The sequence below is a fragment of the Streptomyces sp. UW30 genome, assembly GCF_008042075.1.
Lineage (GTDB): Bacteria > Actinomycetota > Actinomycetes > Streptomycetales > Streptomycetaceae > Streptomyces.
The window spans coordinates 2,290-17,931 of record NZ_RDBN01000054.1; the positions used below are offsets into that span (position 1 = coordinate 2,290).

Here is a 15,642-nt window from a genome sequence, read left to right on the forward strand (position 1 = left end):
GTGTTCCTACCGTTCGATGTCGCAGGGGCCCGCCGCGGCGGACACGCAGGTCTGGATGAGGACGCCCGGTTCGGCCTCCGTGATCTCGCCGGTGCGCAGGTCGCGGACGGCGCCCGCCTTGAGCGGCGTGATGCAGCCGAAGCAGATGCCCATGCGGCACCCGGAGGGCATGAGCACGCCGGCCTCCTCGCCGATGTCCAGCAACGGCGTGGCGCCGTCCGCGTCGACGGTCTTGCCGGTGGCGCTGAACGTGACCTCGCCGCCCTCGCCGGCGACGACGATGCTGGGGCGGAAACGTTCGGTGTGCAGGCGCTCTTGGACGCCGTGCTCGGTCCAGTGCTCTTCGGCGGCGTCGAGCAGGCCCGCGGGCCCGCAAGCCCAGCTCTCGCGCTCGGCCCAGTCGGGCACGAGTTCGTCGAGACGGGCGATGTCGAGCATGCCGTCTGTGTCGGTGTGCACCTCGGTGAGCCGTAGCTTCTTGTCCGCGACCAGGTCGTGCAGTTCGTTGCGGAAGATCACGTCGTGCGGCTGGGGCGCGCAGTGGACCATGACGACATCGTCGAACTCGGTGTCGCGCAGCATGCCCATCACGGGCGTGATGCCGCTGCCGGCCGTCAGGTAGAGCACCTTGGCGGGCTTGGCCTGCGGCAGCACGAAGTCACCGGTCGGCTGGTCGAGCTGGATCAGGGTGCCCGGTTTGGCCCGGCGGACCAGGTGGTTGCTGACCTTGCCGTCCGGGATCGCCTTCACGGTGATCGTGACGCGGCCGTCCTGGCGGTTGGTCGGCGAGGTGAGGGAGTAGGCACGCCACAGGCGCACCCCGTCGACGTCGACCCCGATCCGCACGTACTGACCGGCTGTGTGGCCGCGCCAGCCGCGTCCCGGCCTGATCACGATGGTCGCGGCGTCACCCGTCTCGGGGTGCACGGCCTCGATGCGCCCACGCAGGTCAGCGCCCGCACGCAGCGGGCTGACCAGGTCGAGGTAGTCCGACGGCAGCAGCGGCGTCGTGACCATCTCCAGCAGTTTCCACGCCCTGCTGCGGAGGGCTGTACTCGTCATGGCTCCAGCTTGCTGCGCCTCAGGGCGTAAAGTCCTGACCGCAGGACGTAAATCTGGCCTGCTGAATTGTTCGCAGGGAATAAAACATGAGCCATGCAATCCGGAGGGCCAGCGAACTGGCCCTGGATGAGACGACGGTCACAGCACTTCGGGCTGCACTGAAGGCCACCGCCGACGAGGTCGTCCAGGCGATCATCGACGAGGTCCCTCCCTACGCCAACGCCCTCTCGGGCCACATGGGCGCCACCATCCGCCGAGCCGTCCGCACCGCCCTGGGGCACTACCTGGACCTCGCGAGCGGGAACGCCACGAGCGGCGACGGCGGCGACGCGGCCTACGAGCTGGGCCGCGGCGAGGTCCGCGACGGCCGTTCGATGGACGCCCTGCTCAGCGCCTACCGCGTCGGTGCCCGCGTGGCCTGGCGATGCCTGGCAGCAGGGGCCGTACCCGCAGGTCTGCCCGCCGCCGAGGTCGCCAAGTTCGCCGAGCTGACCTTCGCCTACATCGACGAGCTCTCCGCCGCGAGCGCCGCGGGCCACGCCGACGAACTGGCCGCCCGGGGCAGGGACCACGAGCGCCATCTGGAACACCTGGCCCGCGACCTCCTCGCCAGTGCGAGCCCGGACGTGCTGCTGGTCTCTGCTCAAAGGGCCGGGTGGCAGCCTCCGGTCTCGCTGACCGCGGTCCTGCTGCCCGCCGCACAGGCCCGGCCTGCCTACCGCACGCTCGACCCGAGCACCCTCGTCCTCGACGACCTGCCGGACGCCACCGGTGTGCTGCTCGTCCCCGATGCCGACCGATCACATCTCTTGCGACAGCTGACCGACCGCACCGCCGTGGTCGGCCCGGCCGGCCATGGACTCGTGCGTCCGCCTCGTACGCACGAGCCGCACGCGCGCGCCCCCTCTCCTCTGATATCCGCGACACCGAGGACCACCTGCCCGAGCTGGTGCTGAGCGCCGACGTGGACGCGTTCGCAGACCTGCGTGCCCGAGCCCTCGCACCGTTGCGGACCTTGCCTGTCGCAACCGCGCGGCGGCTGGAGGAGACGTTGCGGGCGTGGCTGCTGCACCAGGGCAGGCGGGAGGAGGTGGCGGCGGCGTTGTTCGTCCATCCCCAGACCGTCCGGTACCGGATGGCGCAGCTGCGGGAGCTGTTTCCGGATCTCGCATCGCCGCACCGGGTCCTTGAACTGACGCTGGCGGTCGGTCTTCGGGTCAGCTGACGCGTTCTTCGACCGTCCATAGCACCGACTCCTCGCCGACCTCCTCGTGCCTGCTCACGTCGGTGAACCGTGCACAGGTACGAAAGAGTTCGCCATTGCCCAGTCCGGCCAGCTCTTCCCGCAAGGCGGGATCAGCAGTGACGAGGACGGCCTTACCGAAGGCCGCCGCGCCCAAGTTCCTGTCGGCGTCCCAGCTGCCGCCGCACCCGACGTCGTCCTGGACCGCCGTGCGGGTCACCGAGGAGTTCCCGGAGGCACTCGGCCTCTGCGTGAGAACGGAGGGCGTGCTCGACTACGACTACCGGCACCGGGAGTTCCGCACCGACCTGGACGCCAGCGCCGTGCAGTTGACCGTCGTGACGGGTACAGCCGCCCAGGCCGAGGCCCTGGCGAAGCACTACGACGACCTGATCCGCACCTGCGCCGACCGCATCGAGGAGTCCTCGCCCGACGTCGACGCCGAGGGCCGGGACTACGGCACACTGCCGGTCGAGGAGGGCGCCCACGTCCGCGGCCTGAACACCGAGACGTCGGGGGGCGCCACCGACATCGCCCTGCTGTCGGTAGGACGGGACGACAGGACCGTCACCGTCGTCAAGTGGGGCGAGATGTGCGACTTCGTGAACGCGCCCGTGACCGCCTTCAAGAAGACCACGATCACGGCCGTCAACAAGCTGTACTGACCGGGCGGCCACCGGAAAGGTACGGGGCTGTCCTCCCGCCAGGGGGCGGAAGGACAGCCCCGTACCAGTCATGCCGCGGGGCGGGGACCGTCGTACGTCGGCCAGGTCTCCCTCGCACCCTCCGGGGGGGGGACCGCCTCCACTGCCTGGCCCGACACATCGCCGAGCAGACCATCGCATCGGGCCGTGTTCCCGGTCTCAGCCGTTCACCACAGCCCTCGCACACCGTACTCTGGCCTGCCCGGCGTCCTCGGACACACAGCTGGCCCAGGTGCCAAGGCTACTCACCACCGGTTGGTCGCCTTCACGCACAGCGGCTGGGTGCCCTTGATGTAGCCAGCGCCCGTATCCCTCCAGAAGACCGCGCACCACAGGTCACCGTTCGCACCGTCCTGGTATCCGGACCAGTCATGCGTGCGGTCCTTCCATTCTCCGTCCAGGCTGTTCTTGATGGTGCCGCGCGGGCCGAACAGCTCCCAGTGGCCCATACCGGTGCTGGTGGTGGCACGGACTTCCATTTTCTCGACGTCGGCGTCGGCCACGTTCTGGAAGGTCACACACAACTCGTGGGAAACGAAAAGCGTGGTCGACTGACAAACAGTCCGGATGTCGGTGGCCTCGGTCGCGGAGGCGGAGGCGGCTCCCGCCAGGACGATTCCCGCGGCCATCGCGACGGCCATGCGCTTCATAGTGTCGTTGTTCCTTTCGGAGAGGGGGACTGAGGATCCGGGCCGATGCGTGCCGGGCTCAGAAGTAGACCGGGGAGCAAGCCGTGTCCATATAGCCGCCCCCCTCGTAGAGCGTGGCGCAGACGCGCGAGGCGTCGCGGGGCATGAGGACCGTGACCTCGAACGTGGCGACCTCGTCGCGCCGGTTGCCGCCCCACGAGCGGTCCCTGCTGAACATCTCCCTGTTCTGGGCGTCCAGGACCCGGACGTGGAGGCGTGGATTGCCCACGCCCGTGGCAGAGATGAAGTTCCCACTGATCGTGTTGAGATACCTGGGCGACTGGGCGTCCCATTTGACGCCCAGGACGCCCGTGCCCCCCTGAATCTGGGTGATGCCCGATCCAAAGGCGGCGGATGCAGGCGCGGCGGACATCACGGTAGCCAGAGCGGCCCCCGCGCCCGCCAGGGCGAGACCGCGCAGGGTCAGCCGACCCCTCTGGTTCCGCGGCGTCTTCCGGTTCTTGTCTTTCTGCAAGGACATGCTGTGCCTTTCAGGCCGGGGCAGGAGAAAGCTCATCGGGAAATGCCGTGTTCTGGGCTTGGTTACAACGTATGAAGGGTGGACGACCGCCGTCTATCCGTTCTCCGCCGAGTGTTCCGCGCGTATCGGATTGCCGGAACGGCCCGGGCCTGTCACGCTCCGGCGGATACACCCTCGGAATGGAAACAGGTCCCGGGAATGCCGGGTCCCATTCCTAAAACGGCCCTGAGTACGCCTCAAACCAGCGGGCTCTAGCGCCTTTCGGCGGTGCGGGACGGCACCTGCCCGTACGCCTCGCGGTAGTACGCGGCGAACCGGCCCAGGTGAGTGAAGCCCCAGCGCGCCGCGACCTCGGCGACCGTCACGGATGCGGAACCGTCCGCGATGCGCAGCAGGTCCTGGTGCACCCGATCCAGCCGTACGCGTCGCATGTGGGCCACAGGGGTGGTCCCGAGGTCGTTCCGGAAGCGGTCCTGCAGGGTACGAGGGCTGACCCGCGCCGCCGCAGCCATGTCCGCTACCGACACCAGTTCACCCGCGTGTTCCTCGCAGTACGCCATGGCCCGTCGCACGGCACTCGATAGCGCCGGATGAGCGTGCGCGGGCAGGGCGGCGGAGTGGTCCTGCGGCTGGAGATCCACCAGGCTGTGCACAAGGACCTGTTCGAACTGCGTGAAGGCCCGTGCGGTCCCCAGCCATGCGGCCACCACCGGGTCGCCGTCCGCGAGGGCGGGGGCGAAACGCAGGGCGGCGGCGGGCGGTTCGCCGGTCAGCACGGTGACAGCGTTGTCCATCGCCGCCTCGGCGAAGGCGCCCGCGCTGCGCACGTGTTCGAGCAGCGGGCCGAGCCAGCCGTCGATGTCGGGGTCGGTCCAGTCGGCGACGGGGCCTTCGGGGAGGTAGGCGAAGTACTTGCGGGTGCCGGGGACCTGCCGCAGCAGCACCAGGGCCACGCCCATCAGTGCGCCCGCCTCCGGATCCGGTCCCCAGCCGAGCAGTTGGGCACGCCAGCCCTCCTTGACATCGGCCCAGGACGGGCACTGCAGGAAACCCGCGCCGAGCGCGGCGCCGTCGGGGGACGCGAGGAAGGCGCGGTAGCTCTCTGTGGTGATGGTTCTCGCAGGACCACGCCCCGGCCCCGTGCTTGGCACACGCGGCTGGGCGGAACGAGCAGCGCTGACACGGTCTGAGCCTCTCCTTCTCCCCGGCCCGGTCGCGGGGACACACAGGAGACTCACAGCGGTCCATGACCGCTCCGTCCGGCGAATGTGACCGGACCATGACCGTTCCTCACCAGTCACCGTCACACAGCCCTATGGCGGCTGACCTGGTGTTTTGCGGCTCGACAGGTCGACTCACCCACCCCGTTCCCGTCCTTCCCGAAGGTCCTGCTGTCGCGTACCCGTGTACTCGCCCATGCCCGCGTTCGGGCCGCCGTCGTGGCCGCACTGCTGGCGCCGCCTCGGTTCGTGATCACGTGTGAGGCCGAGTAGGCGAGCGGACGTTTCGGGTCGCGGGAGTTGGCCCGGAGTGCGGCAGCGACGTTCTGGGTACCGGCGATGCGCAGGGCGCCGACGGCAAGGTTGCGCCAGGTCGCCATGGCGCGGGGTGCATTGCCGGTCCGAAGCTGCGAGGCATCCTCGGCGAAGGCGGTGTCCCGTACGCGGTGCAGGGCCTCGATCTGCCAGTGCGAGCCGATCATGTTGGCGAATTGGGCGGGGGCGGCCTGCTCGGCGGTCAGGCTGGTGACCGCGTAGACCGTCTTGATGCTGACCTTGCCGCTCTTGCGGTGCAGGCGGCGCCGCTTGAGCTGGACGGCCTGGCGGGCGCCGAGGAAGAGCAGGTTGTTCACGGTGCATACCTTGATACGGCGGATCTCGCCACGACCGTGGCTGCTCTCGCTGATGCGGCTCTGGAACGGAATCCACTGCCAGGGAAGGGTTTTGAGCTGCTTGCGGAGCTTCTTCTGATTCCCTTTGACGATCACGATGTAGTGGGCGTCGCGGCCGGCGAGGTACTTGGCGTGCTCGCGTGGGTGTGCATGGCGTCGCTGGTCACAACAGTGCCGGCCAGGTCGGCGAGGCTATCCCAGAAGGGGCTGGAAGCAGGTGATCTAGTTCGTCTTGTCTCCGACATCCATTTGGGCGAGGACCAGGCGGCTGGTGTGATCGAGCGCGGACAGCAAGTGGATCTTGCAGCCGTCGGCTCTGGCGGTGCCCCGCAGGCTCTTGCCATCCACCGCCACCGCCCGCCGGGTTTTCGGGCCAGGCTCAGTGCGGCGATCGGCCGGCCAGGCGCCGACCGCCCGGTCGAGCGCATCGGCATCGAGGCGGGCCAGGGTGCGGCGGATCGTTGTCTCGCACGGAACCGGCCGGATGCCGGTCAACGGGCAGCGACGGTTGCCAAGGCGGTCCAGGACCGCCGATGGCGCATCGGCCGCCCACTCGCTGATAGCCAGCAGTGAGGTCGCGCCGCTCAGCACAGCGCAGGCTGCCAGCGCCAGTACATACACCAGGCCGTGGCGCACGCCGCGGGGCTTGCGCGGATCGGGGACAGCGGCCAACCGGGTCAGCAGCCCAAGCAGTTCACGTTCCGCGGCGTCAGGCTGGTCACGGAGTTGGTCAAGGACGGGCGGGATCGGAGACGATACGACGGCAGGCACGGACTTCCGTAGAGATCACTGGACTCGACACCCACATGTCTTGGAAGCTCGTGCCTGTCCCTCATCCGGGCCACCACCGGCACACACACCGGGAAAACCACTCAAGCCGCGACTACGCCGAAGCCCTGCGGCGGGACGGCCTGGATCAGCGGGATCAGTTGGGCGACGTCGTTGTGGTTGCCGCCAGTGGTGATTGCCGCGAGCGGGATGCGGTGCGCTTCGACGATCAGGTGGTGCTTTCTGTCGGCCTGTGGGCGTTGCGTGCAAAATTTTGACGCTCAATTTGCTGCCCAAACGTCTCTGCGCAGGCTCGCGGTCCCGGCGGGCGAGGCGGACGGCCGCCCCTTCGGCGTCAGTGTGATCACCCATGCCTGCGGCGACCAGATCGGCCTCCACATTGCCGCCTACTCATCGGCGAACATAAGCCGGCCCCCCTCCAAAGCGAATGCAGCACCGCTACCGCATCGCCGGCGAAGCGGCCCACCTCACTTCACCATCACGTCACAGGGCCAGACATGCGGATTCCTCCTCCTACAGGAACAGGACCGGGTCGAGCACGTCCCCACACAGAAGGAACTCGCCGACACCGAGAGCACTCCTGGGTCAGGATCCCTCGCTACGACTACTCCCCCGCTGACCGCTTGAGAATCTGTGTCAGCGGTGGGCTGCCGCACCGGGCCAGCGAGTGGGCCGACGTGGCCGCACGCCCTCTTGAAGACCAACTCGCCGAGATCGTCCTCGCTTCGGGTCTTCCCCTCCTTGATGCGGCGTTCGTAGCAGGCGTCCAGCGGCTCCTGCAGGCCGGCTTGCATGCAGGTGAAGCCGGTGCCCGACCAACCGGCACACCGCGTCATCCCGAAGGAATGCGAAACTCGAATTCGGGACGGTCCCACGGCACGGCGGGCGGATTCGCGAACGCGGTCCCGGTCCGCACCGCACCGACGCGGTGGTAGAAGCCCTCGGCGGGAAGATGCGACACGACCTTGAGACGGTCGAGCCCGGCGGCACGGGCCTCGGACTGCATGTGCGCGACGAGTAGCCGTCCGATACCCCGACCTTGCGCTTCGTCGGCGACGAACAGCAGGTCGAGCTCCGGTGGAGCGAGGACGAGCGAGTAGAACCCGAGGACCCGGCCTCCGTGCTCGTCGGTGCCGACGGCCACAAAGGCGCGGTGGGCCTCGATGTAATCAGGACCGACTCGGTAGCCCGCGACTGCGGCTGCGTACTTACCCGCGTAGGCGCCTGAGCCGCGCACGAGCCGCGTGAGCCGTTTGGCATCCCGCGCGACGGCCCTCCGTATCGTGATCGGCTGGCTGAGCGGGGAAGTGCGTGAACTCATCGGGAGAGTATTTCGCACCGGGGAATGCCTTCGCGCGGCGGGTCGGCTGCTCGGGCAGGCGTTCGTGAAGAGCGCATTTCCGGAGGGAAGGCGGGTGGGGGAAGCGGTGCCTGCCGCCGTTCTGGACGGCCCTACGGCGACGTGGTGGCGCCCGGCCCGTGGTGCGCGGTCAACCGCTCGGCCAGGGCTCGCAGCTCGGCGCCGAAGGCCGGGTCGTGGAGCTGGGGTGAGCCGGGCGCCGGGCGGTCGTGGACGAAGTACGTCCCGTCGATGCGGTCCGTCCGCGTGGCCAGTGCGACCAGACGGCGGGCGCCGTCCGCGGGGGTGCCCAGGAACGGCCTCGACAGTGTCGTGAGGACGGAGCCGGCCGGTCCCAGGTAGCGGCCGAAGCCGGAAGCGATGATGCCCGGATGGAAGTCGGCCACCGTGATCTCCGGGTGGCGGCGGCCGAACTCGCGCAGCAGGATCCCGGCTGACAGCTTCGCCCGGGCATAGACCTTGTGGGTACCGAGCCCCGAGGTGCCGGTCGCGACCGCGGCCGTTTCGCCCCTGGTGAGCGAGGCACCGGTGTGGGAGCGCGAGGAGGTCGCCACCACCCGGCCACCGGCCAGCCGGGGGGCGAGCAGGGTCGTCAGCAGCCAGGGCGCGATGGCGTTGACCTGGAAGATCGGCTCGATGCCGTCCGCCGTCACGGCGCGTGCCCGGGGGATGCCGCCCGCGTTCGCCGCGAGTACGTCGATGCGGGGCACGAGCGAGCGAAGTTCGCCGGTGAGGCGGTGGACGTCCGCCAGATCGGCGAAGTCCACCGTGAGGCCGTCGATGCCCAGTTCGTCCGCCAGGGCGCGGGTCGCCGCCGGGTCCCGGCCCACGGCGATCACCCGGGCACCGAGTCGGTGGAACATGCGCGCGGCCTCGGCGCCGACCCCGGAGCTGGCTCCGGTGACCACGACGGTGCCGAGGGCACCGCCGGACGGGTTGGAGCTCATCGCCGTACCTCCTTCTTTCCGTGAGGCGGTCCGCTGAGTACGGCGCGGCCCCGGGCGAAGGCGCCGTGTTCGGCCGCGGCCAGCAGGAACTGCGCCACGTCCGCACGGGAGATCGCGAGGTTCGGCGGGGTGCGCAGCTCACCGGACGCCGACCAGTGCGCGCCGGGCGGCTCATCGGTCAGGGCGCCGAAGTACGCGACCGTCCAGTTGAGCCCGGAGGTCTCCAGGATCTGCTCGGCGGCGTCGAAGTCCCGGTAGTCGCGCCTGATGAAGACCCTGGTGGCCGCACGGACCGGCGCGGACGCCGCGTGCACGCTCTCGCCCGCGCCCCAGGCCAGGGGCATGACGATCCGTTCCACCCCGCCTTCGCGCATGGCATCCACCAGCAGCGTGGCGGCCGCCGCGACGATGGCGGGTCCTCTGCGGCCTCTGAGCCACAGCGGATTTCCGAGGGCGCAGATCACGGCGTCATGCCCCGGAACCGCCTTGCGCACGGTCTCCGGCTCGTCCGCGACCGCACCGGTCACCACGGTCAGACGGGGGTCCGGCGGCAGACCGTCCGCCCGCCGCACGAAGGCGGTGACATGGTGCCCGTTCAGCAGCGCACGGTAGACGACCTGGCGGCCGATCCCGCCATTGGCACCTGCGACGAAGAGACGCACAGCGAGACCTCCTCAGCACTCACGGCCGGTCGGCGGCACGGGGCTCATGACGTCCTCGGCTGCCGGGACGGGTGCCGCGGGCGCTGCTCGCAGCGCCGCGACCACCTCGACCTCGAGCAGGTACTCGGGTGCGAAGAGGGCGGGCACACCCACGAGCGTGCTCGCGGGGGCCTGGGAGACACCCGCCCGCAGCGGTCCGAAGATCGCGGGCAGCAGTGCGGGGCTGTAGTCCACGACGTAGACGGTTTCCTTGACGATGTCGTCGCGGGTGGCGCCGACCGCCGCGAGGGCCGCCTCGATGTTGCGTACGACCTGCGCGGCCTGGGCCGCGTGGTCACCGGGCCCGACGGGTCGGCCTTCGGCGTCCCGGGCGACCTGGCCCGACAGGTGCACCAGCCGCTCTCCGCCGGTGGTGACGACCTGGCTGATCATCCCGGCCGGACCGTAGATGGCCGGGGGATTGACGCGTTGTACGGACATGACCGTGTCCTTCCGGCACTCAGGAGGGCGTTCCGGCCCAGGCGGTCAGCGCGGCGCGCCGCTCGTCACGGCGTGCGGCGAGGTCGGCGGTGCGCGTGGCCCAGGCGATGTGGCCGTCGGGGCGTACGAGGACCTCGGTCACTCCCTCCAGGTCCGCGTGGTCGTCCCGCTTCGTGACGGTGACGGCGATGACGCGTGATCCCCAGCCGGCGACGGCCGCCCTGAGCTCCGGGTCGCCCGCGAGATCGAGGTGGACGAACCGGCCCTGGGGGAGCAGTTCGTAGACCCGTATCGCCTCCGATGCCGCGGCGGTGAGCCCCAGGTCGGGCATCCGCGCTCCCACCAGCGGGTCGGCCCCGGGGCTCGCGGGCGGGTAGGCGGTGCCGAGCGCGGAGACCTGGGCGGCGAGCTTGCGGTTGACCTCTTCCATGCGCAGGAGTTCGTCGAAGAGTTCACGGAGGGCCGCGGCGGGACGCTGGTACTGCGGAACCAGCGTCAGCTCCGCGAGCAGCGTCTGCACCTCGGTGTTCTCGGTGACTGCCCGGCCGACCGGGCTGCGCTCCTCGTCATAGCTGTCCAGCAGCCCGGGCGGCGCCCAGCCGTTGACAGCGGCGGCCAGCTTCCAGCCGAGGTTCATGGCGTCCTGGAGGCCGGTGTTGAGCCCCTGGCCCGCCGCGGGGAAGTGGATGTGAGCAGCGTCGCCCGCCAGCAGGACCCGGCCGGAGCGGTAACTCTCCGCAAGCCGTGTGGCGTTGCCGAAACGCGAGAGCCAACGGGGCTCGGCGATACCGCAGTCGGAGCCGCAGATCCGGATCAGGGCCGCACGGAACTCCTCCAGGGTCACGGGCTCACGGGCCAGCACCCGCATCCGCTCCGGATCCACGTAGACCAGTCGGGTCAGACCGCCCTCCAGCGGCGCGACCAGGACGCCAGATGCGCGGGCCGCGCCGAGGACCGCCGGGTCGGCGTCGAGCACGGCGAAGTCGCCGAGCACACCGGTGAGCGTCTCGTCGGTACCCGGGAAGCCGATGCCGGCGGCCTCCCGCACCCGGCTGCGTCCGCCGTCGCACCCGATCGCGTACCGGGCGCGGACGGTCTCGACGCCCGCGGGACCCCGCACCTGCACCTCGACGCCGTCGCCGTCCTGGCTCAGACCGACGACCTCGTGTCCGCGCAGGATCTCCACACCCAGCTCACGGGCCCGCTCCTCAAGCAGCGCCTCGGTGCGCGCCTGGGCGAGGAAAAGCGTGTAGCCGTGCCGGGAGTCCAGCGCGGAGAAGTCCAGATGGGTGGGGAGCTGGGCGAAGTGCCAGCCGGGCACGGTCCGGCCGAGCGCCAGGAACCGGTCGGCCAAGCCGCGCTGGTCCATCAGTTCCACGCTGCGCGGATGCAGGGTGAGCGCCCGCGAATCGGGCTGCGGCTCGGTGCGCCGCTCCACGATCCGGGTCCGCACACCGGCCAGCGCCAGCTCGCACGCGAGCATCAGCCCGGTCGGTCCCGCGCCCACGACGATCACACCGGCATTCATCGAAGTTGCCCTCCGCTTATTTTGTGAACAGCGTTCACGTGAACGCCGTTCACTATAGTGAGGCCCATGAGCTCCCCGTCAAGCCCGACCCGAGGCCGGCCCCCGCGACTCGACCGTGCGCGCACCCTGCAGACAGCCCTTGACCTGCTGGATCAGTCAGGGCTCGACGCATTGACCATGAGGCGGCTCGCCGATGCGATGGACGTGCAGGCCGGCGCGCTGTACCGCTATTTCGCGACCAAGCAGGACCTACTGACGGCGATGGCCGAGCGGATGATGGACGGCGTCGCGGATGCCGCCGAGGCGCGCGAGGCCGACTGGAGCGAGCGGCTGGCCACCCTCGCCCGCGCGATGCGTGCGGCCCTGCTCTCCCGTCGTGACGGTGCGCGGGTGTTCGCCGGTACGCACTCGACGGGGGCGAACATCCTGGGCTTCGCCGACACGGTCGTGGGCGTGATGCGGACGGCGGGCTTCCCCGACGACGACGCGGCACGGGCGCTCTACGCCATGGCCAACTTCACCGTGGGCCACACCCTGGAGGAGCAGGCCGCCCTCCAGCCGGGAAGCGGAGGCCCGGCGGACCCGGGCCACCTCGCCGACGCGGTGGCGGCCGGGACGTACCCGCATCTCAAGGCCAGCCTGCCCACGCTCACCAGCACCGACTTCACCCGGCTCTTCGAGTTCGGACTGGACCTGCTCATCGAGGGACTGAGGGCGCGGCGCTGACTCGCAGCCGACGCGCCCTCTCGGCCCGGGAGGAGGCCAGGACTTCGATGAGACGCGCAAACCCGGAGCGCCGGCCGGCGCTCCGCTTCACCTGCCGGTGCCCGGTGACGGACCCGCGGCCCGGGGCAGCAGTCCGAGTCGTGCCAGGTTTCCGTCCAGCCAGGCGGCGGCCAGTTCCGCGCGGGAGCGGCAGCCCGTGCGCTGGAACAGCCGGGTCAGCCGCTGTTCGACGGTCTTCTCGCTGCAGGCGAGTGCGACGGCGATCTGCCGGTTGGTCGCGCCGTCACTCACCATGCGGACCAACTTGACGTCCCGCTCGGTGAGTTCGTCCGTGGTGGGGCGCAGCCTCGGCATGGAGATGTTCCGCCGCCGCGCGGCACGTGTCAGCTCGGTGCGGAAGGAGCGCCCCATACCGAGCCGGTGTGCGTTGCGGGTCGCCTCGGTCAGCCAGGGCCGGGGGTCGTCGGCGACATGCGTCAGGCACTGGCAGCACAGCACCGCCAGGTGAACATCGCCTCGGCGCTGCACCAGCCGGTGGGCGGCGAGTGCGCTGTCGGCGTCGCGGTGTGCGATGCCGCGTGCGATGAGCACCGCCTCGTGGGTCATCGGGGACGCCGCCTCCTCGTGCAGCGCCTGGAGCTCCTCCTCTGCCTGCCGCGCCGTGCTCGGTTTTTTCTGAAGGAGCGCGAACCACATGATCCGCACCAACACCCGCTCCACACCGGCGAGCAGGCCGGCCTCGCGCGCCTGCCGCACGTCGTGCCACGCGAGCTCCAGCGCCTCCCCGGCCTGGCCCGACCCGTACCGGACGCCCAGCCGGGCCCGCGTCACCAACGGATGGGTGGCGGTGTCGGGTATCCGCCGCAGCCACGCGCGGGCGCGTTCGAGGTCCCCGCGCATGCAGTGGATCTCGGCGGCCAGGGCCCGCGCCGACTGGGAGGCGCCGGCCGTGGCGTCGGACCGGCCGCGCACCTCGATGCCGCGGGCGGCCGCCAGGGCCGCGTCCCAGTCCCCCGCCAGATAGTCATCCACCATGGTCAGGTACCGGGCGGCGATGCTGTCCCCCGCCGCGGCATACCGGTCACCGAGGACAGCGGCGAGGGCGCCGGCCAGGTCTCCGTATGCGGCGGCGTTGCGCAGCCGGTCCAGGCCGGCCTCGTCGATGGCGTCGGACGGCAGGCTCTGCCGGGCCCGCCGCAGGTCGGCAAGGCTGCCCACCGCGGCGCCCACCAGACGTAACTCGGACGGCGAGGGCATCGGCCCGGAGCGGCGCCGCGCGTGGGCGGCCACCGGGGGGTGCGCGGCCGGCACCGGCACCGGTGTGGCCGGCCCGATGCCGTAGCGGCCACCGAGGGCGGCCAGCCCGGCGGCGGCCGGCAGCCGGCTCAGCGCCTCGCGATACCGGGGATCGGCGTCGTCGGCGTACGGCGACCGGTGTTCGTGCAGTGCCGCCAGCGCCCATGCGCCGGCGACGGCCTCCAGACCGGCCGCGTTCTCCGCATGCTCGGCGTCCGGCGCGTCCAGGCGGGCGAGCAGCGGCTCGCCGATCGCCAGGAGCCCGGCGTGGTCGCCGTGCCACAGGCTCAGGCTGCTCGCCTCGTGGAGCACGCCGGGGGTTCGCGGATCCTGCGGCGCCATCCGGCGCAGGGCCGAGGCGTACGCGCGGGCGGAGAGGGGCTGGTCGGTCCGGGCGTACTCGCGGGCTGCCGCCAGCAGGACCGGCACCGCGAGTTCGTCGTCCAGCCGGTGACCGGCGGCTGTCACATGGTCGGCCAGCCGGGGGTGGCCGCTGCCCGTGGCCTCGGCTCCCAGCCGGTCCGTGACCGACGTGACGAGCCGGGCGTGGGCCCCGGTTACGTCGTGCCGGACGGGCAGGGTCCGTAAGGACGCCCCGAGTGCCGGCACGGCGAACGACAGCCGGCCCTCCCGGTCCACGATCAGCACCCGGTCCGCGACGAGCCGGTCCAGCCTGCGCTCGACGGCCTGGACGTCGACCGAGGGCAGCAGGCTGAGCACATCGTCGAAGCGCACTTCGGCCCGGCTCGCCATATGGGCCAGAGCGAGCAGCGCCTCGGCGGTCCCGGAGTCCGCGGTCGCGTCGGGCCGGGCGATTCCGAGCAGTTCGGCCGGATCCGAGCTCAACCGCAGTTCTCCGGCCGGAACCGCCAGACAGAGCTTGCCGTCGAGTTCCAGCAGAGCGCGCTCGTCCAGCGAGTCGACCACCGAGAGCACGGCCCGGGGGTTGCCCCGCAAGGTACCCAGCGCACGCGACACGGCCTCGGCCAGCGCGGGCTCGGCCGGACGGCCGAACCGCCCGGCGACGTGCGTGGCGACCAGCGCGGCGACGTCGGCCTGGCACAGCGGGGCCAGTTCCAGCAGCCGGTCGGCCGCGGCAGTCAGCTGCCCGACGACGGCGTCCCCCGCGGTTCCCGGCCGGACGGCCAGCACGACCGGCACGCCGCGTGGGCGGAACAGCCGCAGCAGCAGTCCCAGTGTCTCGGCGACGTGCCGCGGCATGCGCTCGACGCCGTCGACGACCAGGGCGAAGGGGGCCTGCCGGGATGCGTCCGCAAGGGCCGCGCCGAAGGCCGAGAGTCCGGTCAGCTCGCCGTCCTGCGCCGCGGCACCCACCAGCGCCCGGCGGGCGGCGGCGAAGCACAGCAGGCCGGCGTCGGGGTCCTCCAGGAGCAGGTCGCAACCCGGGTCGGGGATGTCCACGGCGGCTTCCCAGGCGAGCCGGAGAACCCTGGTGCCCTCCTGCACCGCCCTACGCCGTGCCTCGTCCAGCACGGCGGTCTTGCCCACCCCGGCCTCGGCGGTGACGAGCAGGACACGCGCCGACGCACCGCCGGCGCACAGCACCTCCGCCACGTCGCGGACTTCGCCGTCCCTGCCGATGACCGGCCCATGGTCCTGCTGCACGCCGGCTCCTCGTTCGTCCTCGCTCACCGAGGTAAGACGGTTCCGCGCCCGTCACAGTTCACTGCGACGCGATGAATGGCCCTGCCACAAAAGGGACTTCGCGCCACAGCTGACGGGAAGGCTCCCGAAAGGCGGCGACGGCGTAATGTCGACGAACA

Annotated in this window: 15 protein-coding genes and 2 pseudogenes; 4 read left to right on the plus strand and 13 right to left on the minus strand. The window is 71.0% G+C overall.

Annotation, left to right across the window (positions count from 1 at the left end):
- Nucleotides 1–6 precede the first annotated feature (6 nt).
- Nucleotides 7–1,062: a ferredoxin reductase gene (locus EAO75_RS43190; RefSeq protein ID WP_148000626.1), complete on the minus strand. Its 1,056-nt coding sequence runs from the start codon at nucleotides 1,060–1,062 to the stop codon at nucleotides 7–9.
- An 86-nt stretch (nucleotides 1,063–1,148) separates the two neighbouring features.
- Between EAO75_RS43190 and EAO75_RS43195 the strand changes: the two are divergent.
- Nucleotides 1,149–2,287, plus strand: a pseudogene (locus EAO75_RS43195) (helix-turn-helix domain-containing protein).
- Nucleotides 2,288–2,382: 95 nt separating this feature from the next.
- A complete protein-coding gene (locus EAO75_RS43200; protein ID WP_187284828.1) occupies nucleotides 2,383–2,970 on the plus strand; it encodes a hypothetical protein in 588 nt (195 codons plus the stop codon).
- 284 nt (nucleotides 2,971–3,254) lie between these two features.
- Here EAO75_RS43200 and EAO75_RS43205 read toward each other — a convergent pair whose 3' ends face one another.
- The 6 genes and pseudogenes from EAO75_RS43205 to EAO75_RS48000 all read right to left on the minus strand — a co-directional run bounded on the left by EAO75_RS43205 (nucleotide 3,255) and on the right by EAO75_RS48000 (nucleotide 6,841).
- Nucleotides 3,255–3,659, minus strand: coding sequence for a hypothetical protein (locus EAO75_RS43205; RefSeq protein ID WP_187284829.1), 405 nt, complete (start codon nucleotides 3,657–3,659; stop codon nucleotides 3,255–3,257).
- A 58-nt stretch (nucleotides 3,660–3,717) separates the two neighbouring features.
- Nucleotides 3,718–4,179: a hypothetical protein gene (locus tag EAO75_RS43210; protein WP_148000629.1), complete on the minus strand. Its 462-nt coding sequence runs from the start codon at nucleotides 4,177–4,179 to the stop codon at nucleotides 3,718–3,720.
- A 251-nt stretch (nucleotides 4,180–4,430) separates the two neighbouring features.
- Nucleotides 4,431–4,973 (minus strand): helix-turn-helix domain-containing protein, encoded by a 543-nt coding sequence (locus EAO75_RS48395; RefSeq protein WP_315987688.1) that lies wholly within the window; start codon nucleotides 4,971–4,973, stop codon nucleotides 4,431–4,433.
- Between the two features lie 9 nt (nucleotides 4,974–4,982).
- Nucleotides 4,983–5,362: pseudogene (locus EAO75_RS47990) on the minus strand (peptidoglycan bridge formation protein FemAB); the annotation flags it as partial.
- Nucleotides 5,363–5,482: 120 nt separating this feature from the next.
- Nucleotides 5,483–6,166 carry a transposase gene (locus tag EAO75_RS47995; protein WP_410092872.1) on the minus strand — a complete coding sequence of 228 codons (684 nt, stop codon included), beginning with the start codon at nucleotides 6,164–6,166 and terminating at the stop codon, nucleotides 5,483–5,485.
- A gap of 126 nt (nucleotides 6,167–6,292) precedes the next feature.
- Nucleotides 6,293–6,841 (minus strand): transposase family protein, encoded by a 549-nt coding sequence (locus EAO75_RS48000; RefSeq protein WP_261989678.1) that lies wholly within the window; start codon nucleotides 6,839–6,841, stop codon nucleotides 6,293–6,295.
- A gap of 35 nt (nucleotides 6,842–6,876) precedes the next feature.
- On the opposite strand from EAO75_RS48000, the gene EAO75_RS48805 reads away from it, so the two are divergent.
- Nucleotides 6,877–7,116, plus strand: coding sequence for a hypothetical protein (locus tag EAO75_RS48805; RefSeq protein WP_410092874.1), 240 nt, complete (start codon nucleotides 6,877–6,879; stop codon nucleotides 7,114–7,116).
- 575 nt (nucleotides 7,117–7,691) lie between these two features.
- Here EAO75_RS48805 and EAO75_RS43235 read toward each other — a convergent pair.
- From EAO75_RS43235 to EAO75_RS43255, 5 genes are all read right to left on the minus strand, one after another.
- Nucleotides 7,692–8,180 (minus strand): GNAT family N-acetyltransferase, encoded by a 489-nt coding sequence (locus EAO75_RS43235; protein WP_187284830.1) that lies wholly within the window; start codon nucleotides 8,178–8,180, stop codon nucleotides 7,692–7,694.
- A 131-nt stretch (nucleotides 8,181–8,311) separates the two neighbouring features.
- A complete protein-coding gene (locus tag EAO75_RS43240) occupies nucleotides 8,312–9,166 on the minus strand; it encodes an SDR family NAD(P)-dependent oxidoreductase (protein WP_148000632.1) in 855 nt (284 codons plus the stop codon).
- Nucleotides 9,163–9,828 (minus strand): NAD(P)-dependent oxidoreductase, encoded by a 666-nt coding sequence (locus EAO75_RS43245; RefSeq protein ID WP_148000633.1) that lies wholly within the window; start codon nucleotides 9,826–9,828, stop codon nucleotides 9,163–9,165. Before EAO75_RS43245 ends, EAO75_RS43240 begins: the two co-directional genes overlap by 4 nt.
- A gap of 12 nt (nucleotides 9,829–9,840) precedes the next feature.
- Complete coding sequence (locus EAO75_RS43250; RefSeq protein ID WP_148000634.1) at nucleotides 9,841–10,308, minus strand: RidA family protein; 468 nt, start codon at nucleotides 10,306–10,308, stop codon at nucleotides 9,841–9,843.
- A 19-nt stretch (nucleotides 10,309–10,327) separates the two neighbouring features.
- Entirely contained in the window at nucleotides 10,328–11,836 is a 1,509-nt protein-coding gene (locus EAO75_RS43255) for a monooxygenase (RefSeq protein WP_148000635.1), read from the minus strand.
- Nucleotides 11,837–11,902: 66 nt separating this feature from the next.
- Between EAO75_RS43255 and EAO75_RS43260 the strand changes: the two genes are divergently transcribed.
- Nucleotides 11,903–12,562: a TetR/AcrR family transcriptional regulator gene (locus EAO75_RS43260; protein WP_148000636.1), complete on the plus strand. Its 660-nt coding sequence runs from the start codon at nucleotides 11,903–11,905 to the stop codon at nucleotides 12,560–12,562.
- Nucleotides 12,563–12,649: 87 nt separating this feature from the next.
- On the opposite strand, the gene EAO75_RS43265 is transcribed toward EAO75_RS43260, so the two are convergent.
- Nucleotides 12,650–15,484: a helix-turn-helix transcriptional regulator gene (locus EAO75_RS43265; protein WP_148000637.1), complete on the minus strand. Its 2,835-nt coding sequence runs from the start codon at nucleotides 15,482–15,484 to the stop codon at nucleotides 12,650–12,652.
- Between the last annotated feature and the right edge of the window lie 158 nt (nucleotides 15,485–15,642).